General features: G+C 48.3%; 24 protein-coding genes. 21 read left to right on the top strand and 3 right to left on the bottom strand.

All coding sequences use genetic code 11. From position 1 onward, the window contains the following. The first annotated feature begins 49 nt into the window (after positions 1–49). The 15 genes from ACLTOQ_RS11555 to ACLTOQ_RS11485 all read left to right on the top strand — a co-directional run bounded on the left by ACLTOQ_RS11555 (position 50) and on the right by ACLTOQ_RS11485 (position 16,701). Complete coding sequence (locus ACLTOQ_RS11555; RefSeq protein WP_331252269.1) at positions 50–1,741, top strand: extracellular solute-binding protein; 1,692 nt, start codon at positions 50–52, stop codon at positions 1,739–1,741. Between the two features lie 16 nt (positions 1,742–1,757). Continuing rightward, positions 1,758–2,648 carry an ABC transporter permease gene (locus tag ACLTOQ_RS11550; protein ID WP_021914018.1) on the top strand — a complete coding sequence of 297 codons (891 nt, stop codon included), beginning with the start codon at positions 1,758–1,760 and terminating at the stop codon, positions 2,646–2,648. Between the two features lie 10 nt (positions 2,649–2,658). After that, on the top strand, positions 2,659–3,540 hold the full coding sequence (locus tag ACLTOQ_RS11545) for a carbohydrate ABC transporter permease (protein ID WP_021914017.1): 882 nt from the start codon (positions 2,659–2,661) through the stop codon (positions 3,538–3,540). A gap of 29 nt (positions 3,541–3,569) precedes the next feature. Continuing rightward, entirely contained in the window at positions 3,570–5,333 is a 1,764-nt protein-coding gene (locus tag ACLTOQ_RS11540) for a glycoside hydrolase family 13 protein (RefSeq protein WP_021914016.1), read from the top strand. Positions 5,334–5,452: 119 nt separating this feature from the next. After that, a complete protein-coding gene (locus tag ACLTOQ_RS11535) occupies positions 5,453–5,812 on the top strand; it encodes a hypothetical protein (protein WP_147342717.1) in 360 nt (119 codons plus the stop codon). Positions 5,813–5,844: 32 nt separating this feature from the next. Continuing rightward, a complete protein-coding gene (locus tag ACLTOQ_RS11530; RefSeq protein WP_021914014.1) occupies positions 5,845–7,143 on the top strand; it encodes an alpha-amylase family glycosyl hydrolase in 1,299 nt (432 codons plus the stop codon). Positions 7,144–7,256: 113 nt separating this feature from the next. Then, positions 7,257–9,866 (top strand): glycoside hydrolase family 3 C-terminal domain-containing protein, encoded by a 2,610-nt coding sequence (locus tag ACLTOQ_RS11525; protein WP_412319477.1) that lies wholly within the window; start codon positions 7,257–7,259, stop codon positions 9,864–9,866. 272 nt (positions 9,867–10,138) lie between these two features. After that, positions 10,139–10,576, top strand: coding sequence for a MarR family winged helix-turn-helix transcriptional regulator (locus ACLTOQ_RS11520; protein WP_412319475.1), 438 nt, complete (start codon positions 10,139–10,141; stop codon positions 10,574–10,576). Position 10,577: 1 nt separating this feature from the next. Next, positions 10,578–11,354 carry a sulfite exporter TauE/SafE family protein gene (locus ACLTOQ_RS11515; RefSeq protein ID WP_118496362.1) on the top strand — a complete coding sequence of 259 codons (777 nt, stop codon included), beginning with the start codon at positions 10,578–10,580 and terminating at the stop codon, positions 11,352–11,354. A gap of 147 nt (positions 11,355–11,501) precedes the next feature. Next, entirely contained in the window at positions 11,502–12,113 is a 612-nt protein-coding gene (locus tag ACLTOQ_RS11510) for a hypothetical protein (RefSeq protein ID WP_337425944.1), read from the top strand. Positions 12,114–12,157: 44 nt separating this feature from the next. Further along, the gene (gene yfcE, locus ACLTOQ_RS11505) at positions 12,158–12,700 is read left to right on the top strand and encodes a phosphodiesterase (protein WP_337425945.1); all 543 of its coding nucleotides are present in this window, start codon (positions 12,158–12,160) and stop codon (positions 12,698–12,700) included. 314 nt (positions 12,701–13,014) lie between these two features. Continuing rightward, complete coding sequence (locus ACLTOQ_RS11500) at positions 13,015–14,103, top strand: hypothetical protein (protein ID WP_021914007.1); 1,089 nt, start codon at positions 13,015–13,017, stop codon at positions 14,101–14,103. Positions 14,104–14,277: 174 nt separating this feature from the next. Next, the gene (locus ACLTOQ_RS11495) at positions 14,278–14,772 is read left to right on the top strand and encodes a GNAT family N-acetyltransferase (protein ID WP_308728314.1); all 495 of its coding nucleotides are present in this window, start codon (positions 14,278–14,280) and stop codon (positions 14,770–14,772) included. A 106-nt stretch (positions 14,773–14,878) separates the two neighbouring features. After that, entirely contained in the window at positions 14,879–15,544 is a 666-nt protein-coding gene (locus ACLTOQ_RS11490) for a GTP pyrophosphokinase family protein (protein WP_021914145.1), read from the top strand. A 17-nt stretch (positions 15,545–15,561) separates the two neighbouring features. Beyond that, positions 15,562–16,701: an aldo/keto reductase gene (locus ACLTOQ_RS11485; protein ID WP_412319474.1), complete on the top strand. Its 1,140-nt coding sequence runs from the start codon at positions 15,562–15,564 to the stop codon at positions 16,699–16,701. Positions 16,702–16,868: 167 nt separating this feature from the next. Here the strand turns inward: ACLTOQ_RS11485 and ACLTOQ_RS11480 are convergent, their stop codons facing one another. Beyond that, positions 16,869–17,222, bottom strand: coding sequence for a hypothetical protein (locus ACLTOQ_RS11480; protein WP_412319472.1), 354 nt, complete (start codon positions 17,220–17,222; stop codon positions 16,869–16,871). Positions 17,223–17,369: 147 nt separating this feature from the next. Between ACLTOQ_RS11480 and ACLTOQ_RS11475 the strand changes: the two genes are divergently transcribed. From ACLTOQ_RS11475 to ACLTOQ_RS11460, 4 genes are all read left to right on the top strand, one after another. Further along, entirely contained in the window at positions 17,370–19,211 is a 1,842-nt protein-coding gene (locus ACLTOQ_RS11475) for a beta-L-arabinofuranosidase domain-containing protein (protein ID WP_337425949.1), read from the top strand. 101 nt (positions 19,212–19,312) lie between these two features. After that, entirely contained in the window at positions 19,313–19,525 is a 213-nt protein-coding gene (locus ACLTOQ_RS11470; RefSeq protein WP_337425951.1) for a nucleotidyltransferase domain-containing protein, read from the top strand. A 125-nt stretch (positions 19,526–19,650) separates the two neighbouring features. Further along, positions 19,651–20,088: a DUF4869 domain-containing protein gene (locus ACLTOQ_RS11465; RefSeq protein ID WP_117962033.1), complete on the top strand. Its 438-nt coding sequence runs from the start codon at positions 19,651–19,653 to the stop codon at positions 20,086–20,088. A 14-nt stretch (positions 20,089–20,102) separates the two neighbouring features. After that, positions 20,103–21,077, top strand: coding sequence for a translation initiation factor 2 (locus tag ACLTOQ_RS11460; RefSeq protein ID WP_337562208.1), 975 nt, complete (start codon positions 20,103–20,105; stop codon positions 21,075–21,077). 157 nt (positions 21,078–21,234) lie between these two features. Here the strand turns inward: ACLTOQ_RS11460 and ACLTOQ_RS11455 are convergent, their stop codons facing one another. Continuing rightward, positions 21,235–23,019 (bottom strand): ABC transporter ATP-binding protein, encoded by a 1,785-nt coding sequence (locus ACLTOQ_RS11455; RefSeq protein ID WP_337672951.1) that lies wholly within the window; start codon positions 23,017–23,019, stop codon positions 21,235–21,237. 6 nt (positions 23,020–23,025) lie between these two features. Then, on the bottom strand, positions 23,026–24,801 hold the full coding sequence (locus tag ACLTOQ_RS11450) for an ABC transporter ATP-binding protein (protein ID WP_021915289.1): 1,776 nt from the start codon (positions 24,799–24,801) through the stop codon (positions 23,026–23,028). 230 nt (positions 24,802–25,031) lie between these two features. On the opposite strand from ACLTOQ_RS11450, the gene ACLTOQ_RS11445 reads away from it, so the two are divergent. Next, positions 25,032–25,886, top strand: coding sequence for an AraC family transcriptional regulator (locus ACLTOQ_RS11445; RefSeq protein WP_337597811.1), 855 nt, complete (start codon positions 25,032–25,034; stop codon positions 25,884–25,886). A gap of 115 nt (positions 25,887–26,001) precedes the next feature. Next, the gene (locus tag ACLTOQ_RS11440; RefSeq protein WP_021915287.1) at positions 26,002–26,697 is read left to right on the top strand and encodes a trimeric intracellular cation channel family protein; all 696 of its coding nucleotides are present in this window, start codon (positions 26,002–26,004) and stop codon (positions 26,695–26,697) included. The last annotated feature ends 10 nt before the right edge of the window (positions 26,698–26,707 follow it).

Below are 26,707 nucleotides of genomic sequence, written 5' to 3'. Positions count from 1 at the left end.
TGTGTTTCATGACGCATTGGTGTCTTTCGCAGAAAGACGGGCTATATTTATGAAAATCAAAAAAGTACTGGCAATGTGCCTGATAAGCGCAATGGTGCTGGGGTCCTTCGCAGGGTGCGGCAAGGACGAGGGCGAAAGCACAGTCAGCGTGAATCAGGAGGATCCTGCATGGAAGGAAGCCATGACCACGCCCTATGGGAAATATCCGGAAACAGTGAACTACACCCTGGGGAAGACGGTAACGAATTTTGACGTGCTGGATGGGACGAAATATGAGGGCGATGACGATGAAAACAATGCATGGACCAGATATCTGAAGGAGAAGCTGAACGTACAGAACACGAACCTGTTCGAGGCGAATGACGGGGATGACTATGAGCAGAAGGTGTCCATGGCCATCGTCAGCGGCGAGATACCGGATATCATGGGGGTGGGAGATTACGATACATTAAAGCAGTTGTATGAGAACGACCTGATTGCGGACCTGACAGAGGTCTATGAAAACTGCGCCAGCGACAAAATCAAGGAGATCTATGATTCCTATGACGGCGTGTGCCTGAAGACAGCCATGTTCGACGGAAAGCTGATGGGACTGCCTACCACGGAAATCTCCCACGGGCCTGGGATCCTGTGGCTGAGAAAAGACTGGATGGACAAATGCGGCCTGGAAGAGCCCAAGACCATGGAGGACATCTATAATATCCTGGAGCAGTTCCTGGTACAGGATCCCGGCGGGAACGGCGAGGGCAAGACAGTGGGCCTTGTAATCGATCCGGAGATAGCAGGCGATTCCGGCGGAAGCTATATGGCCAACAATATCTTCACCCTGTATGGGGCATTTCCGAAGCAGTGGATTGATGACGGAAGCGGCAATGCCATCTACGGCTCCGTGCAGCCTGAAATGAAAGGTGCCCTTGAACAGCTTTCCAAGATGTACAATGAGGGGTTGATTGACAAACAGTTCGTCACCAGGACCGGCGATGACAGAAAGGGTCTTCTCAACAGCGGGAAGAGCGGCGCCTTTTTCGGCAACTGGTGGGGTGCATGGGAAGTGGCTGACAGCATGACTTTGAACAAAGAGGCAAGGTGGGAGCCTTACATCTGCCCTGTGGGTGCTGATGGGAAAGTGACCATGTTCACGGGCAATCCCAACAGCGGTTATGTGGTGGTGAGAAAGGGCTTCGAACATCCGGAGCTGATTGTGAAGCTGGCAAACATGCAGTTCGATTATTCCCGTTATGAGGAAAAGGATGACGAGGCCTATAAGGAGCTGGCAGATTACAGCGAGCTGAACGCGGGCGGAACCATACTTGACATGAACATTGACTATTATGATGCCTTCCCCAGGAGCAGCAAGAAGGTGGTGGATGCGCTGGAGAGCGGAGATACCAGTCCGTTGAACCGTCATGACATGGGTACATACGTGAACAGCAAGAAATATCTGGACAGCCTTGCCAATGGGGAAGAATCCACATCAGCCGGATGGGCTTCCTACAATTCCATGGCAGCCGCGAGCCTTGTGGCCGAGACGGAAGTCAATAAAGTGACCCCTGTGTTCTTTGGGAGCACTAAGTCCATGCCATTGAAGTGGCCCACCCTGGACAAGATGGAGCAGGAAATGCTGTTAAAGATAATAACAGGCGAGAAGCCCGTGGACTACTTTGACGAATTCGTGACAGAGTGGAACAAGACAGGCGGTGAACAGATTACTGAGGAAGTGAACCAGGCTATCAAACAATAAGAAGGAGCGATCAGGCATGAAGCGTAAAAAAGACCAAATGGCTTTGCATCTTATGATGCTCCCGGGTATGATCTTGCTGGCAATATTCTCGTTTACACCAATGTTTGGAATCATCATGGCATTCCAAAACTACATGCCTGCCAGGGGGATCGCGAAATCCCCCTGGGTAGGCATGGACAACTTTATATTCATGTTCCAGATGCCGGACAGCAAGCAGATTTTCATCAATACCATCACGATTGCGGTGGGAAAGATCATCCTGAGCACCTTCGTGACGATTGTTTTCGCGCTGCTGCTGAATGAAATCAAGAACAAGTTCATGAAGAGAAGCATCCAGACCATCGTGTATCTGCCCAACTTCCTTTCCTGGGTCATTCTGGCGACGGTTGTGGTCAATATCTTTTCCTACGAGGGGCCGATCAATGCAGTCCTTGAAATGCTGGGGATCGAACCGATTCTGTTCATGGCCAGCAATAAATGGTTCCGCTCTGTCCTGATCGTGACGGATGTCTGGAAGGGCTTCGGATATGGGGCCATCATTTACCTGGCGGCCTTATCGGGAATCGACCCGGGATTGTATGAAGCGGCAGCCATCGATGGCGCCAACCGGTTCAAGCGGGTATGGCATATCACTTTGCCCGGAATCCTGCCTACGATAATGCTGGTGACCATCATGAACCTTCCCAATGTGCTGAACGCCGGCTTTGACCAGATATTCAACCTGTACAACCCTCTGGTCATGGAGACGGCGGACATCATCGATACCTGGGTGTACCGGGTAGGCCTGGTGGAAAGGCAGTACAGCCTTGGTACCGCAGTGGGGCTGTTGCGCTCGATCGTGGGAATCATTTTGATGCTGTCAGCCAACAAAATCGCGCAAAAAGTGACAGATTACAGGATCTTTTAGGAGGGGCGGAATGATTGAAAAGAGAACCTTTGGTGGCATTGTCGCCGATATCATCATATGGATCATAGTGGGAGCGCTGGCACTGTCCTGCCTGATGCCCCTGATGAATATAGTCGCCATATCCCTGAGCGACAACGCCGCAGTGTCAGCCAACCTGGTGAATATATTCCCGATTGGCTTCAATATAAGTTCCTATCAGGAAATCATGGGAGATAAGCAGTTCTGGCGTTCCTTTGGCATCTCTGTCTTAAGAGTGGTCCTGGGATTGTCTGTCAATATAACGCTGCTTGTGCTGACAGCCTATCCGCTGTCCAAGAGCCCCAAGTTCTTCACCGGACAGAAGGTATATATGTCCTTAATCCTGTTCGCCATGCTGTTTTCCGGCGGCCTGATTCCCACCTTTATGGTGGTGAATTCACTGAAGCTGACCAATACGATCTGGGCGCTGATATTGCCGGGAGCCGTGCCGCTGGGGAATGTGATTCTGCTGATGAACGCCTTCCGGGGAGTGCCCAAATCATTGGAGGAGGCCGCCATGATTGATGGGGGGTCCCAGTGGGTGATTTTGCTGAAAGTATTCCTGCCGGTGGTAAAGCCCACTCTGGCAGCAGTCACGCTGTTTACCATAGTGGGGCACTGGAACGACTATTTCTCAGCTTTGGTCTACATTACCGATACGGCGAACTATCCCTTGCAGACATATATTCAGCAGCTGAACGTGGATATTACGGAGGTGACCGATCCTGACAAACTGGAGCAGCTTGCGCGCATTTCCAGTAGGACGCTGAACTCGGCAAAGATTGTGGTATCTACCATTCCGCTTCTGATGATTTATCCCTTTATGCAGAAATATTTCGTGTCAGGCATTGTGGTGGGATCTGTCAAAGAGTAGAGAAAAACAGGAGGTGTTTTAATAAAAGAATGGATTTTACAGGCGTATATCATAAAGCATCGGAACAGATGTGTTATCCCTTAAATGAGGATGAACTGATTGTGAATCTAAAAACAGGATATGATGTGAAACGTGTCTTTATCTATTATGGCGATCCCTTTGAAGCGGGAATCCTGGGCGGAAAAGAGCAGTGGGCAGGAAAAAAAGAAGAGATTTGTTTCAAGAAGCATCTGAGGCATCATCTGTGGTGGACTACCACATTGACACCCAGGTTCAAGCGGTGCAAGTATTATTTTGAGCTTCATACGGAGGAGGAGACATGGTATTATTTCGAGAACGGATTCCTTAGCGAAGAGCAGATTGGAATGGAGGGCAGGATGCTGCAATGCTTCGTCATGCCCTGGATGAACCCTGCCGATGTGAACAGTACGCCTGACTGGGTAAACGATACGGTATGGTACCAGATCTTCCCGGACCGGTTCTGCAACGGGACACCTGAGAAAAACGGCGCGGATATCGAAAAATGGCGCACGGGGCCTGTCTCCAACGCAGAGAGGTTCGGCGGAAACCTGGAAGGGATCCGAAAGAAGCTTCCCTATTTACATGACCTGGGGATATCGGGTATTTACCTGAACCCTATTATGGAAGCGGAGTCCACCCACAAATACGATACAAGGGATTACACGAAGATCGACCCGCAGTTTGGCACCAATGAGGAGTTTGCCCGGCTGGTAAAGGAAGCCCATGCCCATGGAATCCGCATCATGGTGGATGCCGTCTTCAACCACTGCGGCAGGAGCTTTGGCCCATGGGCGGACGTGGTGGAGAAAAAGAGCGGATCCCCCTATGCCGACTGGTTCATGATACAGGACTGGGATGCCTTTGAGAGGCATGGGGATACCAGGGACGGGAGATTCTATTCCTTTGCCTTTACGGACAGGATGCCGAAGCTGAATACCAACAATCCGGAAGTAATCCGATATTTCTGCCAGGTCTGTAAGAGATGGATCAGGGAATTCGACATCGACGGCATCCGGTTCGACGTGGGAAATGAGGTGTCCCACCGTTTCCTGAAGGAGCTCAGGAGACAATTGAAGAGCGTGAAGCCGGATCTCTATCTGCTGGGCGAAATCTGGCATGATGCCAGTCAGTGGCTGGGGGGAGATGAATACGATTCGGTGATGAACTATCCGCTGACCAGCGGGATCCAGGATTTTTTCCTGGATCAGGCAGCAGAGAAGGATGAATTTGAGTATATGGTGAACCGCTGCTATACCATGTACATGCAGCAGAATAATAATGTGATTTTCAACTTGTTGGATTCCCACGATACGGAAAGGCTTATGAACCGATGCCAGGATTTGGATATCTTTTACCAACAACTTGCAATTTTGTTCACCATGCCGGGCAGTCCTTGTATTTATTATGGGACGGAAATTGCCTTAGAGGGCGCCCATGATCCGGACTGCCGCAGATGCATGCCCTGGGACGAGATTGATTCTGCCGAAAATCAGAAAAAAATCGAATTAATGAAATCGCTAATCCGTATGCGTATACAGGAAGATGCCTGCAGAAGCCTGTACTTTGACTTTCCGCATAAGTATTCCCAGAAGCGATGTGTGGAATACAGAAAGCTGAATCTGGATGGAAAATGGATAGAAGTGTTGCTGAACTGTGGCAGCGAGCCGATTGAGATACAGGGCCAGGGGGAAATCCTTTTTGCCAGAAGATGCGAAGGGAACAGTCTGGATGTGCGGGGGACGTTGATCCGGCGGCTGCCATCTACGGTGTGATGAAGACAGTGCTTTTCATCCCCATCATCATCGGCTTGCCGGTGGCGATGGGGATGTTGTGTTCCAGTCCTCTCCAGACCGGGGCGACGTAGGACTGTCGTTTGGTGGATGTTGCCACGTTGGCTGGGATGGTGTTGAGCCGGACACTAGTGCGCTCTGTCCCCCATCAGATACCGCAGATAGCAGATGGCCGCGTTCGTCCAGAGCATATTGGCTACAATGCAGCCATAACCGCCTTGCTCACTATTGACTGGAAAGAGCCGCCGCAGGTCTCAGAGACGGACTACAGGCAGGAGATATTTGACTTCCTGAAAGAGGTGCAGATTTCCTTTACACAGAAGGAACAGATTTACAGGCTGGTAGAAAAGTATGGGAAAAATCCATTGATCATACAGGAACTGTCAGCGCTGGATTTAGGCCGGGAAGTTTATGAAGTTGTCAGCGTATTACTTTGGGCGTATGGAGCAAATGGGATGTAAGTATGGCAGATTAAGAAAGGAAGGGAAATACTGTGGCGTATTGTACGAAAACAGACTTAAGGAATCAGGTTATTTATTCCATATATGTGAGAAATTACAGTGAGGAAGGTACTTTCCTGGAAGTAGAAAAGGATTTGGACAGGATAAAGGGATTGGGGGTAGATATCATCTGGTTTCTGCCAATCTACCCCATAGGGCAGGAAAAGCGGAAAGGCATCCTTGGCTCACCCTATGCCATTGCCGATTACAGGAAAGTGAATCCGGAACTGGGTACAATGGATGACTTTAAGCATCTGGTGGAGGGAATCCGTACAAGGGGAATGAGGGTGATGCTGGATATTGTGTACAATCACACATCACCGGATTCGTGGCTCGCCAAAAACCATCCCGAATACTTTTACAAGACACCGGAAGGGGAGATGGGAAACCGGGTGGGGGACTGGGGAGATATTGTCGACCTGGATTATGGGAATAAGGAATTATGGGACTACCAGATTGATACGCTGAAAATGTGGGCCGGCATCGTAGACGGCTTCCGCTGTGATGTTGCGCCGCTTGTTTCCCTTGCGTTCTGGCTGAAAGCCCGGGAAGAAGTGGCAAGGGTCAATCCGGAATGTATCTGGCTCAGCGAATCTGTAGAACCGGAATTTATTGTGGACATGCGGGCAAAGGGAATGACGAACCTGTCCGATTCGGAGATATTTCAAGCCTTCGATATGTGTTATGATTATGATATTTTTAAATATTTCAGGCAGTACCTGAATGGGGAAGGTACGCTGGGAAGGTATGTGGAAGCAGTCAATATGCAGGAATACATTTACCCTGCCAATTATGTAAAGATGAGATACCTGGAAAATCATGATCAGGACAGGGCCAAAGAAATCATCCCGAAGGAATCGGCGCTCCGTAACTGGACGGCATTTCTTTATTTTCAGAAAGGGGCTACGCTTCTTTACGCCGGGCAGGAGAACCAAAATGAAACCAGGCCGGATCTGTTCAACAAGGACGTTATAAATTTGGATGGAAGCCGTGACATTTCAGATATGTTGAGGCAGCTCTATCAGATAAAAAAGCTTCCGGTTGTTGCGAAGAGCAGTTACCGTTTATCGGCTGATGAAGGTTTGGGCGCAGCCATCGGCGAGCATAAGGAGATACAGGGAAAGGGCAGGCTTTTGGGAATATTCAGCTTTGAAGGGAAATGCGGACAGGTAGAGGCAGGGATACAGGACGGAACTTACACAAATATGGTGAATGGAAAGGAGATTCGGATAGAAGACGGAAAAATTGATTTGAAAATGTGCCCGGTCATCATAAAAGAAAACGGAGAATGAGCCTATGAAAAGAGCATGTGGAACAAAAGGCCTTTGAAAATGTTCTTAGGATAAGAACGCCTTCAAAGGCTCTTTTTGTTGTATAACGGACTGCAGTCTGGAGGAAGATGCAGATGAAAAGCAAAGAAGCGATAGAGAGACATATCAAAGAGCTATTGTCAGAGATGACAGTGGAAGAAAAGCTGGATGAGCTGGATCCGAATATTATGGGGATCGATTGGGAAAAAATCGAAGAACCGATGCGCAGGGAATGCCTGGAAAAACTGGAAAAACGGCGGGCAGATGCAAGAGTTTATAATGCACTGCAGAAATATGCAAAAGAACAAACACGTCTGGGAATTCCGTTTTTGTTCCATGAGGAGGCCCTGCATGGGCTGCATCGCCGTGACGCAACGATCTTTCCACAGCAGCTGACTCTTGCCGGTGCTTTTGAACCGGCACTGTGTGAGGATATGGGGCGGATGGTTGCGGCAGAGACCCGCGCGAAAAATATACATGAGGTGCTGGCTCCGGTGCTGGATCTTGCCCGCGACCCAAGATGGGGGCGGACGGAGGAAACCTACGGAGAAGATACCTATCTTTCCTCGAAGCTTGGTGCCGCGGTTGTGCGGGGATTGCAGGGAGAGGATCTTGCAACCGACCATACAGTAGCGTCAGAACTGAAGCATTATACCGGCTACGGAAATCCGATCGGCGGATTAAACTGCGCACCGACTACAATGGGACGGCATGATGTATTTTCCTATTGCATGCCGGTCTTTGAGGAAGCATTTGTAAAGGCGGGTGCAACGGATACGATGTGCTCGTACAATTCGATCGATGGTTTTCCGGTTGTATCGGATCATGAAATTCTGACAGACGTGCTGCGGGGAACCTATAAAATGCCAGGCTTTGTACGCTCTGATATGACGGCGATCATCATGCAGCATACGGCGCATCACAGTGCAGCAACGCCGAAGGAGGCACTGCAAAAGGCGGTCAAAGCCGGCGTTGACGTGCAGTTTGCGGATTATTCTCACGAAGAATATCGGAGACTGATGAAAGAAATGCTTGCAGATGGCAGCATTACGATGGAGGAGCTGGATACCTCGACTGCCCGGGTGCTGCGTGTGAAGGACATGCTCGGACTGTTTGAAAATCCTTATGTGGATGAGACGCTGGAATCTAAGGTGGTACACTGCAAGGAGCATCAGGACAAGGCATTGGAAATCGCACAGAAAACAGTTGTCCTGTTAAAAAATGAAAATAATATGCTGCCGCTGTCCAGGAGCATTCGGAAAATAGCGGTGCTTGGACCCAACGCAAATCTTCCGGTTATGGGCGATTATTGTATGGAGCCGGATTACCATGCAGTAACACTGCTGGAGGGGATCCGGGAGGTGCTGGGCGTTCCGGCGGAGAATGTAGAGACAGCTGCCAATGCCTCACATCCGGAAATTGTCTACGACAAAGGCTGCAATATTCTGGGTGCAGAGATCAAGCCGCTGGAGCGATGGTGGTTCAATGCAAAGCCGCGTCCGGCGGTGGGTATCACGGAGATCGATTACGGTTTTACAGCGGAGTATTTCAACGGTGCAGATTTTTCGGGAGAACCGGTTCTGACGAGACTCGATCCGCAGATCAACTTCAACTGGATCTACCATGCTCCGGATGATAAAGTAGATTCCAGACAGTTCTGCGTCCGCTGGACGGCAACGATGTGCAGCCCGAAGAGCTTTGAAGGAAGGATCGGGTTATCCAGTCCGGACAGTATGCGGCTGTATATTGACGGAGAACTTGTTATTGATGGCTGGGGAGAAGATAGGGAAGCAAGCCAGATGGTTCCGTTTTCCTTTGAGAGCGGCAGAAAATATGATGTGCGTGTGGAATTTAGAAATGATGCGAGAGGCGTGCGGGTGATTTTCGGCTACGACCACGGAGAAGAAACCATCGACCGTGCGATCCGGTTTGCAAAAGAAAGCGATCTGGCGATCGTGGCACTTGGGGATTCGACAGAAACCTCCGGAGAAAATTTTGACCGGACGACGCTTAACCTGCCCGGAAAGCAGCTGGATTTTCTGAAAGCAGTGTATGAAACGGGTACCCCTGTGGTGCTGGTCATGAATACGGGACGTCCGGTTTCCTGTACCTGGGAGCAGGAGCATATCCCTGCGATTCTACAGGCAGGCTTTAATGGGGAAAAGGGCGGACTGGCAACGGCACAGGTTCTGTTCGGGGATGTGAATCCATCCGGACATCTGACAATGAGCTATCCGCGCAGTGCAGGCCAGATCCCGTGCCACTATTCCCGTAAACCTGCAGGCGGGCGAAAATACGTTGAGATGGACTGGAACCCGCTGTATCCCTTCGGCTATGGGCTGTCCTACACGACATTTTCCTTTGAGAATCTGAGGCTGTCCGCTTCCGAAATTCATGGGGACGAATCGCTGGAGGTACTGTTAGACGTAACGAACACAGGCAGCCGTGCCGGAGCAACGGTGGCGCAGATTTATGTCGATGATCATTATACATCCGTGGTGCGCCCGATTATGGAGCTGAAAGGATTTCAGCGCGTGGAGCTGGAAGCAGGAGAGACAAAGACGCTGCACTTTACGCTCGGATTTGATGAGCTGCGCCTGTTGGACGCTTCCTATCACTGGGTGGTGGAACCGGGCGACTTCACAGTGCTTGCCGGGGCGAATGCCGGGGATCTGCCGCTGAGGGCGGATTTCAGAGTAGTGTGAGGACAGGACAAGTGCCGCGTGTGACAGTTTGGCAGAGGAAAGTTAAGGCGTACCGCATGGCAAACGGAGGAAAGCAGAGTGCGTGTCTTGTCAGTGCATTGCTTCAGGTGAAAACTTCATAAGAAAAACGGGAACTGCCGGGAAACGATTTCCGGCAGTTCTTTTTTCCGCCTTTCTTCCAAAACCCTCTTGACGCTTCTGGAAAAAGAAGTATAATTACTTCAAAAGTGAATAATTCAAAAATGAAATAATTAAGGGAGGAGAGTCGACGGATGAATCTGAAAATCGAGTTTGCCAGAAAAATGTCCCTTGCCTATACGGCGGTATGCAGACCGCTGTGCCAGGAAATGAAGCTGCCGCAGACCGCCTTTGATATCCTGATGTTTTTGTACAATAATCCGGAGTATAAAACGGCACGCGATATTGTGGAAATCCGTAACATCAAGGCGAACCTGGTTTCGGTAAATGTGGAAAAGCTGGTGCAGGACGGCTATATTGAGCGGCAGGCGGTGGAAAAGGACCGCCGCAAAACGGAGCTGATCTGTACGCAAAAGGCGCTGCCGATTCAGAAACGGGGCAAAGAGCTGCAGCAGGAGTTTGCAGAGCGGCTGATGATGGGCTTGAGTGACGAAGACCAGAAAAAGCTGGCGATATATTTTTCACAGATGGAAAAAAATCTGGATCAGATTATAAAAGGAGACGAAAGATAAGATGCAGTTACTGATCACAATATTGGTTACATTTTTTGCGGGAATGGGCGCAGGTCTTGGTACCGGCTTTGCAGGGATGAGCGCAGCGGCGGTCATCAGCCCGGTTCTGATTACGTTTCTTGGGATGGATCCGTATATGGCGGTCGGCATCGCGCTGGCGTCGGACGTGCTTGCGAGCGCGGTTTCCGCTTATACCTATGGAAAAAATAAAAATTTGGATATCCGAAACGGACTGATTATGATGGTAAGCGTGCTGGCATTTACCGTGGTTGGCAGCTATGTTTCCAGCCTGGTTCCTTCCCGGACGATGGGCAGCTTTTCTGTGTTTATGACGCTTTTGCTCGGCATTAAATTCATTGTACGCCCGGTTATGACAACCAAGGAGGCAATGCAGGGCGTTTCTGCGAAAAAACGTGCGGTACAGTCGATTGTCTGCGGGCTGCTGATCGGCTTTATCTGCGGTTTTGTCGGCGCTGGCGGCGGCATGATGATGCTGTTGATTCTGACCTCTGTGCTGGGTTATGAATTAAAAACTGCAGTCGGAACGAGCGTATTTATCATGGCGTTTACGGCATTTACCGGATCGGTTTCGCATTTCGCCATCGGCGGTGCGCCTGACTGGACGGTGCTGATCCTGTGTATGGTATTTACGCTGCTGTGGGCACGGATTGCGGCTGTTTTTGCCAACAAAGCAACGCCGAAGACTTTAAACCGTGCGACCGGTGTGATTTTAGTCGTTTTGGGGATTGTGGTCCTCGGGTTTCAATTTTTTGCATAATAAAGAACGGTGGGGCACGATTGCAGCAGGTACGGCGTGATTAAGATCGCGATTCAGATTGCGTGAGAGATTCTGTTTGTGATACAATCAAAAGGGAAACGTAATTTCAATTGTGATTTCAACGATGACCCGGAAACGAGGAGACCTATGGAAACCAGAACAACTACCCCTATAACGACGGTAATGGTGCTGCTGGAAGAAAAACTGCGGCAGCAGGTGAGGCAGGACAAGCCGCTGCTTATGGCGATCGACGGACGCTGTGCTTCCGGAAAAAGCACACTGGCAAAAGATCTGCAAAAGCAGCTGGACTGCAACGTGATCCACATGGATGATTTTTATCTTCAGCCCCATCAGCGCACGACCAAGCGCCTGCGGGAGCCTGGTGGAAATGTGGACTATGAGCGGTTTGAAACAGAGGTGCTGCAGCCAATGCTCACAGGAGAGGCATTCTCCTATCGCCCCTATGACGCGCACGCAGTCTGTTTTTTGCCCGAGGTAATAGTTTCTCCGAAAAAAGTGACGATCATCGAGGGTTCCTATGCCTGTCATCCGAGACTGCGCAGAAGCTATGACCTGCGCATTTTTCTGACGGTTGACCGACAGGAACAGCTGGAACGGATTCGGAAAAGAAACGGAGAAGAGCGGGAGGAAATGTTTGAACGGATCTGGATTCCGTTGGAAGAGCGCTATTTCTGGAAAGCCGGCGTGGAAAAGACCTGCGATATCAGTCTGGATACGACCGGGCTGTTCGAGGGCTGAGCGCGGCTCGCATTTGGATTTTTACGAAATGAGGAATCTGAAAGATGAAATGGATGGTTGCATCAGATATACACGGCTCTGCAAAGTATTGCAGGGAGCTGCTTGGCGCATATGAACGGGAAAAGGCGGATCGGCTGCTTTTGCTGGGAGATCTTTTGTATCATGGTCCGCGCAACGATCTGCCGGAGGAATATGCCCCGAAGGTGGTGATCACCATGCTCAATGCGAAAAAGAAGAACATTTTGTGCGTCCGCGGAAACTGCGATGCGGAAGTGGATCAGATGGTATTGGAATTCCCGATTCTGGCGGATTACTGTATGCTCGATCTTGGAACGAAACTGGTGTATGCCACACATGGGCATCTGACATCGGCAGAGCAATTGCCACCGCTTCGAGAGGGCGATCTGTTTTTGCAAGGGCACACTCATGTGCCGATGAATGAGGTAAAAAACGGGATTCGCTGCATGAATCCGGGATCGGTGTCGTTGCCAAAGCAGGACAGCTGGCGCGGATATATGATTCTGGAAACAAATCAGGCGGTCTGGAAAGAATTGGATGGAACGATTCGGGAAATGGTTGAAATTTAGTTTTTTTGCAACCTTAAGAATTTCATCATCCGGATTTTATTTTTCCTTTATAAATTTTAGGACATTTTTAGGAACTGGACATAACGAGGACACATTTATTCGGTATTCTATTTTACGGATAGATGAATGACTCACTATCTCCCCCCTCATATAAACACAAAACGGCAGCCCTCCTATCCTGGCTGCCGTTTTGTGTTGTCGTTTTTCAAAAGAATCCGCCTAATTGCCTTGACGGTATATGGGAATCCCGTTAATATATTCAAAGAAAGAAATGTCCGTGACTGTTTCAAATACATGTAGAAGAGGAAGAACCGATGAAAAATTGGGAAGACGTAAAAATTGCACCGGAATTTAATGAACAGGGCGTAGCCTGTTATCGGCTGACCGGAGCTGATTTTTTGAATGAATACTATATTATTTCGGAGGCGGAGACGAGAAAGCTGCTCAACACGCCGGAAATCGTAGGCTATGAGGTCTATAACTGCCTGATTTCTTCTACCTCTCAGATGCTGTATTATCTGAAGGAGCAGAAAAAAGTGACGACGGCAAATATCCTCTCCATTCTTAGGGGTGCGTTGAACTATCCGCTGGAAGAAAGCTGCTACCGGGAGCATATCCGTGTGCATGACATCAGCTTTTTATCCAGTGAGCGCGTGTTTGAAAACGAAGAAATCGCCGGGTTGGAAATCAAATACAGCAAGCTGACGATGGTGCCGGACAGTACGCTGATGATCGGTGATATCATCGCAAGCGGCGAGACACTGATCCACTGCCTGCGCTATGTGACAGATTTTTACCGCGAGCACGGCGCAAAGCTGCGCAACATCATCATTTTTACGATTGGCGGTACAAAGGGAATCGATATTTTAGAAGACCTGACCCGCGATATCCGCGAGTTCTGGCCGGAATTTGAAGGTTTTATTACGGTATATTATGAAGGAATTTTTGCAACCTACCAGGACAAGGGCGTTTCCGGCATCAATCTGCCGGATGTGGACTTTTACTGGAAGGGCGGCATCGTTGCACCGGAGTTTCGACGGGAGACGCTGTCCATGTGCAGCCCGCTGTTTGAAAAGTGCATCATTTATGACGGTGGCGCAAGACGCTATGAGATCCACGAGCACGTGGAAGAGGTGCTGGAATTCTGGGAGGGTATCCGGGAACGCGCAGACCAGATCAATTTTCCGAAGCTTCTGGAAGAAAAGCTCGGCTATGAGCTGCCGATCGACTATGAGGACTGGATTGCGGCAAACCACTACGGCTTAATCCGCCCGGAGGACGCCAGATGGCTGTATCGTCAGGAGCAGGGCTATGTCGAAAGCATGAAAAATGTGACGGTAAAGGAGCTGGCGGAGCAGAGAATCGCAGAGTTCACCGGTGCGTTGAGAAAATACATTCTGTAAGGAAACCGTGGGCGCTTATTTTTCACACAGCTATTCATGACAATAGAATGCTCGCAGAGCGTGCATTCTATTGTTTGTGCCGCAGGCGTCACAAAGTAGCTATGATCGCAGAGCCGAACTGGACTTCGCCTCGCGATTCCTTCGGCGCAAAGCGCCTGCGGAATGGAGATTTTTATGGAAACAAATCAGAAAATCAGGACAGCGACGTCATCTGATCTGGACTGTGTTGCGGCGGTGGAGGCGGAATGCTTCCCGGCGGCGGAGGCGGCTTCGAAGGAAGAATTTGCAGAGCGGATCGCAGCATATGGCAATCATTTCTGGCTGCTGTTTAAAAACGGAAAGCTGGTGTCCTTTATGGACGGTATGGTGACGGATACGCCGGATCTGGCGGATGAAATGTATGAAAATGCAGCACTGCACGACGAAAACGGTGCGTGGCAGATGATTTTTGGCGTCAATACGATTCCCGAATGCCGCAAAAAAGGCTACGCGGGACAGTTGATTCGCTGCGCTATTGAGCAGGCAAAAAAAGAAGGGCGCAAAGGGCTTGTCCTGACCTGTAAGGACAAACTGCTCCATTATTATGAGAACTTTGGCTTTGTCAACGAGGGCGTTTCGAAATCGGTACACGGAAATGTCGTTTGGTATCAGATGCGCCTGACGTTATAAAAAATTAACAAATTCTTTCCCAAAACTCATGATTTTTTGACAAAATTGTTGTATACTGGTGATTGTGGAACGCAGAAAAACAGATCACTCAGAAATGAGGAGTTTTATGAACGACGAAGAATACTACAATTTTGTGAGGCCTTATGCGGATGCGATGCAGATGCTCCTGACCCGGCTGGATGTGCTTAACCACAACCTTTACGGTAAGTCAGACAGCCGCCCGATTCATTACATCCAGAACCGGATCAAGAAGAAAAAGAGCCTGGAAGAAAAGTTGATCCGGCGCGGAAAAGAACCGACCGTAGACAACGCTAAGGACTATCTGCAGGATATCGCCGGTGTCCGTATTATTTGTTACTTTGTGGACGATATTTATAACCTTGCCAAAAGCTTAAAGCGGCAGGCTGACCTGATCGTGATCCGCGAACAGGACTACATCAAAGCGCCGAAACCAAATGGATATCGCAGCTATCATCTGATTGTCGGCGTTCCGGTCTATTGCATGGATGGGATGGAATATTTTCCGGTAGAAGTACAGCTGCGGACATTATCGATGGATTTCTGGGCAAGTATGGAACACCGCATTTCTTATAAAAAAGAACGGGCGGATAAGGAGGAGCTGACAACAGAGCTGTTAGGCTACGCAAACCAGCTGCAGGAGATCGAAAAGAGCTTCGAGAGTCATAATGAGATCGGTAAATTAAAAGAACCGGAGAAGATGGAAAAAGATATGGCAAAGCCGGAGAATACGGACAGTCCAATCATTTCATAACGAAAAGGAGAACAGACATGGAAAAGAGAAAATTTGAAAAGCTTGGAATCGAAACATCACTGCTTGGCTTTGGCTGTATGCGTTTTCCGGCCACACCGGACGGTAAAATTGATGAGCCGAGAGCAGAGAAGCTTTTGGATCGTGCCATCGCGGCAGGCGTTAATTACATCGACACCGCGTATCCGTACCATAATGGTGACAGTGAACCGTTTGTTGGTAAAGTGCTGCAGAAATATGACCGCAATTCCTTTTATCTGGCAACAAAGCTGCCTGTCTGGGCAATTGAGAGTGTAGACGATGCAAAACGCATTTTTGCAGAACAGCTGGAGCGCCTGCGCACAGATCATATCGATTTTTATCTGATGCACGCAATGAGCAAAGAGAGATGGGATAAAGTGAAAGAACTCGGAATTGTGGAGTTCTGCGAGCAGTTAAAGGCAGAGGGCAAAATCCGTTATCTGGGCTTTTCCTTCCACGATACCTACGAGGCATTTGAAGAAGTGCTGCGCGGCCGTGACTGGGATTTCTGCCAGATTCAGTATAACTACATGGACACCGAGGAGCAGGCAGGGGATAAAGGCTACGCTTTGGCAGAAGAGCTTGGAATTCCTCTGGTGATCATGGAGCCTGTAAAGGGCGGCAGCCTTGCAAACTTCTCTGATGATATCAATGCAAAGTTCAAAGCGATGGATAAAGATGCCAGCATCGCATCCTGGGCATTTCGCTGGGTTGGCAGCCATTCCAATGCAAAGGTGATCCTGAGCGGTATGTCGAGTGAAGAGCAGGTTGAGGATAACCTGAAGACCTTCTCGAACTTTAAGCCGCTGGATGAAGCAGAAGAAAAGATGATTTCTGAAATCGTATCAGATCTGCAGGGCAGAGTACAGAATGGCTGTACCGGCTGTCGGTATTGTATGCCGTGCCCGGCTGGCGTAAATATTCCGCAGAACTTCGCACTGTGGAACAAATACCACATTTACGGAACCTACGACCATGTAAAAAATGCATGGGAAAAGGATTTGAAGGACGAAGAAAAGGCGAAATGCTGCGTGAAGTGCGGCAAGTGTGAAAAAGTCTGTCCTCAGCATCTCTCCATCCGCAGGGATCTGGAGCTTGCACAGAAGGATCTGGACAGCGCGGCAGCGGCACAGGAGTAAGCGGGCTGCAGTAGCTGCGGCACAGAAATGGGCGGACAGAGTTACGAATAAAGAGCGGTATCGTTTTTTATAGACAAAATGGAAAGCAGGCGAATTGCACAGCTATAGAAATGTAGCGATGCAGTCCGTCTGTTTTTGTTTTTCGGAACACTATTGTTGTGCATGTTTCAATTTTGCAATGTATAAGGCTGATTTTGAACTTTGGAAATGAAGAGGAATCCTATATAATAAAAGCATAAATCCTGCAGCTGCATTTTAATTGCGGAAGCGATGTTCTTTCCGGTACTGGGACGATCCGCACCCTGCAGCAGATTTTTACGTTGAATATACCACTCGCCTTCCTGGACACTGACTGAAACGTCGTCTTCGATAAAATGCAGACTGCCCCGGAGCATAAAAATCAGAACGAAAAAGTCCACGATCCGGGAGATGTGATATTCGTTCGGTTCAAATTTTTTATAGTCGCAGTCAGTCAGATAAGGCATGGGAGCAGGATTTAGAAAAATGTAATCCGTATTCATCAAGGAAATCCTCCGAAGCGAAAGATTGCGCAGGCAGCCTGCCAATTCAAAAATGCAAAAACGGCGCATGCTAGTTAGGGGTAGAATTCTACTGACAGTATAGCATAACGGAGGAAAAAGAAAAGAATACAAAGGGAGGAAAAGAAAATGAGAGGTGCAAAATATCGTGCGCTTACTGCGCAGCAGATCAAACCGGAGGGCTGGCTTTTGCGGCAGCTGGAAATTCAGGCGGAGGGGCTGAGCGGACATCTGGATCTGGTATGGCCGGATATACGGGAGAGTAAATGGATCGGCGGAGACAAGGAAGGCTGGGAGCGCGTACCGTACTGGCTGGACGGTTTTATCCCGCTGGCATATCTGCTGGACGATGAAGATCTGAAAAAGCGTGCAAAAAGATATATCGATGCGATTCTGGCAGCCCAGAAGGAAGACGGTTGGATCTGCCCCTGTGAGCCGGAAGAGCGCGATCGCTACGACCTCTGGGCGGCATTTTTGATCTGTAAGGTTCTGGTGCTGTATCAGGATTGCAGCGGGGATGAAAGGATTGAGGAAGCGGTATACCGCGCGTTAAAGCAGCTTCTTCCTCATATTGCAAGAAATACGCTGTTTAACTGGTCGGCAGCACGCTGGTATGAATGTCTGATCCCGATACTGTGGATGTATGAGCGCAGACCGGAGCCCTGGCTTTTGCAGCTGATGGAGCTGCTGGATGCAGATGGTATCGATTACGAAAAGCTTTATACCTATTTTGATTTCCAAAAGCCTGCTTCGAAGAAATACTGGACGCAGACAAATCATGTGGTAAATACCGCCATGGCATTTAAGTGCCGTGCACTGATGTCTTGTCTGACAGAGGAAGATCCGGATGAGTTCGCTCTTTCCATGTATCAAAAGGTGATGAAATACAACAGTATGGCGACCGGACATTTTACCGGTGACGAGTGCCTGTCCGGTGATGCGCCGATCCAGGGCAGCGAGTGCTGCAGCGTTGCAGAGATGATGTATTCCTGTGAAACCCTGCTTTCCATTGGAGGAAATCCCTTCTGGGGGGATTTACTGGAGCGAGAGGCATTCAATTCCATGCCTGCAACGACGACGCCGGATATGTGGGCGCATCAGTACCTTCAGATGACAAACCAGATCTCGGCAGCGCGAATCCCGGATGCAGAGAATCCGTATAATTCCAATAATAACGAAGCGAACATGTTCGGGCTGGAGCCTCACTTTGGCTGCTGTACCGCAAACTTCAATCAGGCATGGTCGAAATTTGCAATTTCCGCAGTGATGAAAAATGAACGCGGTCCGGTTGTACAGAGCCTTGTGCCCTGCTGTGCACAGGTGGAAACACCCAACGGAACTGTTCAGGTACATATTGTTTCTAAGTACCCGTTCCGTGACAATGCAGTGATTGAACTGAGCTCGGACAAGCCTGCCGAAACCTGTCTGCAGATCCGTATTCCCGGCTTTGCAAAGAAAGCGACAGTCAACGGAAAAGAAGCCTGCCCCGGCACATATTTCGAGCAGAACATTTTGGTTGACGGCGTAACATGCGTTACGGTGGAGCTGACCTTTGAAGCTATTTTACAGGACCGCCCTTACGATGCAAAGGTGCTGGTTCGGGGACCGCTCCTGTTCTCCCTGCCGGTAAAGGCAAAGGTGAACCGTATCGAATATGTGCGGGACGGCGTAGAGCGCAGGTTCCCGTACTGTGATTATGAGATGCTCCCGGATTCTGAGTGGAATTATGGCTTTTACAGTGAAGAGTTTGAAGTGAGGTTCGAGCCTGTCACAGACACTCCGTTTTCTATTGAGAACCCACCTATCAGGATCAAAGCGAAGATGGTTCCGGTTCCGTGGGAAGAAAAAGGCGGCATCTGTGCTATTTCCCCGATAGAAAGAAAAGCGCTTGGGGAGGCAAAAGACGTGCTGCTGCAGCCCTACGGATGCACGAACCTGCGTATGACGGAAATGCCGTATATCAAACAATAGAATGCACGCTCTGCGAGCATTCTATTGTCATGAATAAAAAGAAACAGAACAGACCGCCCCTTCTGCAGTAATGGGAAAATTGCTGCGGGAGGGGCGAGTTCATGTCGAGTGATCTTATGAAAGAAGATTTGATCAAAGGGCTGCTGGATATTTTTTCTGGAGATATTGAGGCAATTATGCTTTATGATTCAGTTGCCAGAAATGAAAGTACATCGGAGAGTGATATTGATATTGCGGTTATTATAAAACGAGAAATGGATGATGAAAAAAACGGGAACGTTTTATCGATCTGCTTCGGATTAATAGAAACATGAGATGTATTGAAATCCTCCAGTATTTTGAGGTATCATATTTAAATAAAAAGCAATATTTTAAAATTTTACATCAAAGGCTCTACGGGATATCAAAAATCTAGTATGGTAAAAAGAGAGGACAAGAAATGCTGAACATTTTTTATGGAGATATGAAAGAAGCTGTTTACAATACGGCAGGTTATTTTAAATATGATTATGAAGATGAATGGATTGTAGATCCTTTTGTAAAGAAAATGATTCTAGACGTGGACAAATCGACCGTAATGGACAGCGGGGTAATAGACAGTCCCGTTTCTGGAAAGATACCGCCGGTTGGATTATCGGGTGGGGTAAAGACTTTGATTCTTGTTAAATTCGAAAAAGATAAGGTGTTCAATGCGTCTACCTGCGGCGACAACTGCGCAAAGTGGCTGTTAGAAATAGCAAAAGAGGAGGATCGAACGATTAATCTGCGTCATTTGATGAATTTTGGAAAGAAACCATTTAAGATTCGCATTTTAAATACAGATCAGATCGTTCATTCGATGGAAGAGCTGGTACCGATAGCAGGAGAATTTGTATAACGGAGAGTTAGGGTATGAAGGGAAAGCATAGGATTGTCGTTTCAACGAAGCGACAGAAATATGAATTTGAATTACGGCGTAATTTGACGATACTTCGTGGAGACAGTGCGACTGGGAAAACGACATTGATTGAGATGATACAGGATCATGAAAATGATCCGTTAGGAAGCCCGGTAGAGTTGATCAGTGATAAAAAGTGTTATGTGCTGGAGGGCGCTTTATGGAAAGAACAATTGGCTGGAATCACTGACAGTATTGTTTTTATCGATGAAGGAAATACCTTTGTAAAAGCAGAAGAATTTGCAGGTGTCATTCAAAATACGGATAATTATTATGTTATTGTGTCGAGAGAGTCTCTTCCGGCGTTGCCCTATAGTGTGGAAGAAATTTATGGAATCCGGACTTCTGGAAAATATGGAACACTGAAGCAGATCTATCACGAGTTTTACAGAATATATAACTTAGATGAAACGAAAGGTGAGATAGAGCCGGAGGCTGTTGTTACAGAAGACAGTAATTCGGGATATCAGTTTTTTGACGCAGTGTGCAGAGAAAACGGTTTGACGTGTGAAACCCTGAATGGGAAATCCAATATTTTCCGTTATTTGAAAGTGCATAAGAATGAAAAGATTCTTGTCATTGCAGATGGTGCTGCGTTTGGTTCTGAAATGGATCGGGTTATGCGATTGATGGAGAGCAGAAAAAATATCGTATTATACTTGCCGGAATCATTCGAATGGTTGATTTTATCAGCAGGAGTATTAAAAAATGCTGCGATGGAGAAGATTTTGAAGAATCCATCTGAATATGTGGAAAGCAGGAACTATTTTAGCTGGGAGCGTTTTTTTACAGCGCTTTTGATAGAAGAAACAAAAGGAACTTATTTGGCTTATTTCAAACGAAACCTGAACCCGGTATATTTAAATGAGAGCATAAAAACAGCAATTTTATCCCAAATGAAAAAGATAAAGATAGAAAGAAAAAAATAATGTTTCCTCAAAAAACATCCCCCAGCGTTACCGCGATTATCATATAAACCGCGACGCGCTGGGGGATATTTTTCCAATAACAGGTATTCAAGCATTTAGCCGTCTTGCGCAGGCACAGACACCTGCAATGTCGAGTTTAGCGACCAGCACTCTTCACTCACATCAGCGATGCATACTGGGACATATAGAGCTTGTAATATTCCCCTTTTTGGGCCATCAGCTCATCATGTGTGCCTTTTTCCAGAATCGTTCCCTTATCCACATACATGATGCAGGAAGCATTTTTAATCGTGGAAAGACGATGTGCGATGATGAAAGAAGTACGTCCCTTCAGCAGTTCATTTAAGCCCTTCTGCAGGATGATCTCTGTTTCGGTATCGATACTGGAGGTTGCCTCATCCAGGATCAGGATCTTCGGGTCAGCCAGGAGTGCGCGGGCAAAGGAGATCAGCTGGCGTTGTCCGGCGGACAGACGGCTTCCACGTTCATTTACCTGTGTCTGATAACCGTTTTCCATTTCCATGATGAAGTCATGGGCGCAGACCGTTTTTGCAGCCCGGATGACCTCTTCATCTGTAGCGCTGAAGTTGCCGTAGCGGATGTTGTCCATGATTGTGCCGGAGAAAATGAAACTGTCCTGCATCATGACACCCATCTGTTTGCGGAGAGAACGGATGGTAACGCCTGCGATATCGACGCCATCGATTAAAATCCGCCCGGAATCTACGTTATAGAAGCGGCTCAACAGATTCACCAGGGTTGTTTTGCCGGCACCGGTGGGGCCTACCACTGCAAACGACTGCCCCTGGTTTGCGTGGAAGGAAACATCCTTTAAGATCGGAACGCCAGGCTCATAGCTGAAGGTAACGTGGTCGAAGGCAACATCTCCGTGGATCGGAGGCATTTCAACTGCATCCTCCCGGTCTTTGACCACAACCGGCTCGTCGATAGTTTCAAAAATACGCTCCAGATAGGAGATCGCGGTCAGCAGAGAGTTGTAAAAGCCAGCCAGCGTGTTGATCGGTGCCCAGAAACGTCCGATATAAGCAGTAAAAGCGACCAGCACACCGACGGTAATACCGGTTTCGCCGTTGATCATCCAGCTGACACCGAGCACATAGATCGCTGCAGTTGTAATTATTGAAATGATATCGATGCTGGGACCCATCGTAAAGTTGAACATAACGGCGCGCATCCAGGATTTCCGGTAGCTGCCGCTTAAGTTGTTGAAAATACCGCTGTTCACGTCTTCCCGGACGAAGGATTGGGTAACACGGATCCCGTTGATACTTTCAGCAATGTACGCGTTTAAGTTGGACTGCTTATTGCTTTGAACCTGCCATGCGGTACGCTGTTTTTTCTTGATGACAACGATAACGATCGCGAGGATCGGAAGACCGCAGAGACATACAAGCGTCAGCCGGACATTTAAGATCAGCATGAAAACGATGATAAACACCAGGTTGCACAGGTCGGTGATGGTATTTAAGATACCGTTGGAAAGCAGGTCGCTGATGCTGTTGACATAGTTTACAACACGCACCTGAATTTTACCGTGGGGGCGGTCATCATAGTAGGAGAACGGAAGCTCCTGCAGATGCTCAAAGATGTCATAGCGCATGTCGTGAATGATCTGCTGTCCGATCTGGTTGGTGTATTTGATCTTGTAGCGAAGGCTGAAGGCACTGTAAAATGCGGCAAGCAGTGTCAAAAAGCTGTAAAATGCGATTCCCTTCATGTCCTTGTTCGGGATGCAGACGTCCATGACCTTCTGAAAAAATTGCGGAATCAGCATGGTAAAAGCGGAAGCGGAGAGCATCATGAAGCCGACACTGACAAACCGTTTCCGGTAAGGAATCAGATAAGCGAGCAGACGTTTTAACTGATTGAGGTCAAATTTATCTTCCAGGACTTCGTCCACATCATATTTATTTCGTGCCATGAGTTCTCACTTCCTTTCGTTGGCTGTAACCTGACGGTATTCTTCCTGTTCTTCTCTGGAAGGAAGCTCACCGTATTGATGATGGAACGCGCTTGCATAGTAGCCGTCATTTGCAAGCAGCTCCTGATGCGTTCCGTGTTCGATAATCCGGCCGTTATCCATAACCAGGATCTGATCAGCGTCTTTAATGGAAGAAATACGGTAGGCGATGACGAAGATCGTGCACTGGCCGTTTAACTTGCCGAGCTGCTGCTGGATATAGCTTTCTGTTTCCATATCAACTGCGGAAGTAGTATCGTCCAGAATCAGGATGGACGGTTTCTTTAACAGGGCGCGCGCAAGGGAAATACGCTGCTTCTGACCGCCGGAGAGTCCGACACCGCGCTCGCCGACGATGGTATCATAGCCTTCGGGCATAGCCTTGATGAAATGGTTGGCATCTGCCATGACAGCAGCTTCGTGAATTTCCTCAAATGTACAGTTCGGACGACCGTATGCAATATTCCCTTCAATTGTATCAGAAAAAAGAAAGATATCCTGCATTGCCATGCCGATGTTGTCACGCAGATCGTAAAGGTTCCAGTCCTTGACGTTTACGCCATCTACCAGAACCTCGCCGGAGGTCGCGTCGACAAAACGGCACAGCAGGTTCATGATGGTGGATTTGCCGGCACCGGTGGAACCGAGAATGCCGACTGTCTGTCCTTTTTTCACAGAAAAGCTGATATCCTTTACGATATCCTCATCATCTGCCGTATAGGAAACATCTTTAAATTCAACATTTCCTTCCATATGTTTGCGGGAAACCGGCACAGGAGGCATTTTTACAAGAGGCTCTTCCACATAGGTTGTGTAAATTTTTTCTACGGAGGTGATAAAACGGTGGGTATCATTGACCCACCAGCCTGCCATACGCAGCGGAGCGTTTAACATCCACAGATAGCCGTTGACGGTTACGAGGTTACCGATTGTCATTTCTCCGGTAATTACCATCCAGCCGCCGTAGAGCATCAGGACAACGTTTAAGACATATGCCAGAACTTCGAAGATCGGAAGGTATTTCATCCAGACCTTTGAGGAGTTCAACTGTGCGTCCATGTAGGCATCGTTTTCCTTATTAAATTTTTCAATTTCAAAGTCTTCCTTGGCAAAGGCTTTTACGACACGGTTGCCGCTGACATTTTCCTGAACGAAGGCATTCAGGGAAGAAAAGCAGTCGCGGATGCGCTGGAATGTCGGTCGAACCTCTTTGGACTGTTTTGCTGTGGTGATGGCTGTAAAGGGCAGAACGATCAGCATGCAGAGCGCCAGCTTCACATTTACCGTAAAGATCATGAAGAGCGCAAAGCAGAACAGCAGGATATTTTCGTAAACCTGATAGATAATGTAAGCAACGAAGTGGCGGATTGCTTCCATGTCGCCGGTCTGACGGCTCATCAGGTCGCCTGTTTTTTTCTTGCTGTAAAAGGCGAAGTCCTCTGTCAGAAGGCGGCGGTAAACAACGTCCCGCATGTCGTAGAGCACGCCCTGCGAGCATACCTCGAAAATAACCTGATAAAAGAAACGCAGGGCACCGCGGACCAGCGTAACTAAAAGCAGGATGAGAACAAGCTTCCAAAGCAGGTCATACTGACCGCCCTGAATGACATCATCTACGATCATGCCGGAAACGTAAGGGTTTACGATGGCGAGAACGGAAATGAAAGTCGTCAGGATCAGGCCGCCCAGAAGCTTGAAGCGGTACTTTCTGAGAAATCCCCAGAACCATTTCATTGGTGTCATATTTCCTTTTTTCCTCCCTTAAAAAAGTATCCATGGGCTTTGATAGATCATGGATAAAAAAAGTGTATCGCAAAATATTTTATTTGGAATGTACAATCTTGCAGGTTTCATGTAAAATGTTGTTAAATGGTAACTGCGAGGAAACTGAACAGTTACGTTAAATGTTTTTGTGGGATGTTGCAGGAAAATAAAAGATAAATTTCAGGCATCCGGGAAGGAAGCTGGTGGATATGGAACGGGAAAACACGGTATTTCAGGAGGAGTTAAATCCGACCTTCTTGTTTATGTGGAAGGGAACACGTGTGGAGGATGAGCCGAACTATCACTGCCATGAGCATCTGGAGCTGTGTTATATCCAATCCGGGACAGGAAAGCACAGAATCGGCGATACTATATATGAAGTAAAAGAGGGTGACCTGCTGGTCATCAATGAAGGAGTCTATCATCAAAGCCTGGCGGGAGAGCATAAAACGCCGGTTGCGGAATTTTACGTGGGGCTGACAGATTTAAATCTGGCGGGGCTTGGGCGCAACCACTTTCCACTACCGGGGAATTGCCCGGTATTTCGTACGGAGGGAGAGCTGCAGCGTAAGCTTTCCAAGCTCTGTATGGCAATGGAGGCAGAGCAGGAGCTTTGCCGGATCGGGCGCTATTATATGATGAAGACGTATGCCATGCAAATGCTTCTTTTGCTGCTGCGGGAAGAAGAAGAGACCGGTAAGCCGCAGAAGGCAGGTGGATGCTCCTTTGAATCCGCGAACCGGAAATATCTCGTGGAGAAGATCACGGATTACTTTGAGGATCATTATGCAGAGAAAATCTCTCTTGACCGGATCGCCGGCAATATGTATCTGAGCACCTTTTATGTGTCCAGGATTTTCAAGGCGGAAACCGGAAACACACCGATTCATTATCTGATTGATATTCGTCTGACCAAGGCCTATAACCTGCTGACACAGAATCTGGAAATGAGCATTCAGGAAATCGCGGCGCAGGTCGGCTATGAGGATGCCTATCATTTCAGCAAGCTGTTCAAGAAAAAATATGGGGTGGCTCCGTCTGCAGTGCGGCGCAGGATACTATAAAGCAGCAGAATACGCCCATTCGGCTGAATACGGCCTGCCATAATTCATGACAATAGAATCTCGCAGAGCGTGCATTCTATTGTATTAACAAAAAAGGAACTGGGGACAGGAGAACATGGAAAATCCGATTATTTTTACGGCGGAGATCATCGGGACGATCGCTTTTGCATCGTCCGGGGCAATGCTGGGTATCCGCAAAAATCTGGATCTGTTCGGGGTACTGGTGCTGGGACTGTGTGTTGCAGTCGGAGGCGGCATTGTCCGGGATATTATCCTGGGGCGGACGCCGCCGGGAGCATTCCGGGATCCGGTTTATGCGCTGGTGGCGCTGGGAACCTCCGCTCTTTTATTTTTACTTGTCTATGGAAAGCAGGAGATCATGACGAGCCGTTATCTGACGATTTATGAGCAGGTTATGAATTACTGTGATGCGGTTGGACTTGGGATTTTTACTGTTCTCGGCGTATATACCGCACACGGCGAGGGCTATGACGGGATCTTCTTTTTAGTATTTTTGGGCATGATGACAGGTATCGGAGGCGGTCTGATCCGGGATATTTTAGCGGATACGATGCCGTTTATCCTGTATAAGCATATCTATGCAATGGCGGCTTTTGCGGGCGCACTGGTGTGTGTGCTTTTGATCCATATCCATCTGTATCTGGCGCTGGCAGCAGGAACTGCGGTGGTGATTGTGATCCGGGTGCTCGCGACACATTACTGTTGGGATCTGCCGCGGCCGCTGCATGAAAAAGATGCACACACGAAAACAAAAAATCTGTCCGAAAATAGTAATGCCGACGATACTTGAGCAGAATCGA

The sequence above is a fragment of the Gallintestinimicrobium sp. genome, assembly GCF_046968865.1.
Classification (GTDB): Bacteria; Bacillota; Clostridia; order Lachnospirales; family Lachnospiraceae; genus Gallintestinimicrobium; species Gallintestinimicrobium propionicum.
Note: the sequence above shows the minus strand (reverse complement) of the source record. Positions and strands in the feature narration are given on the sequence as shown.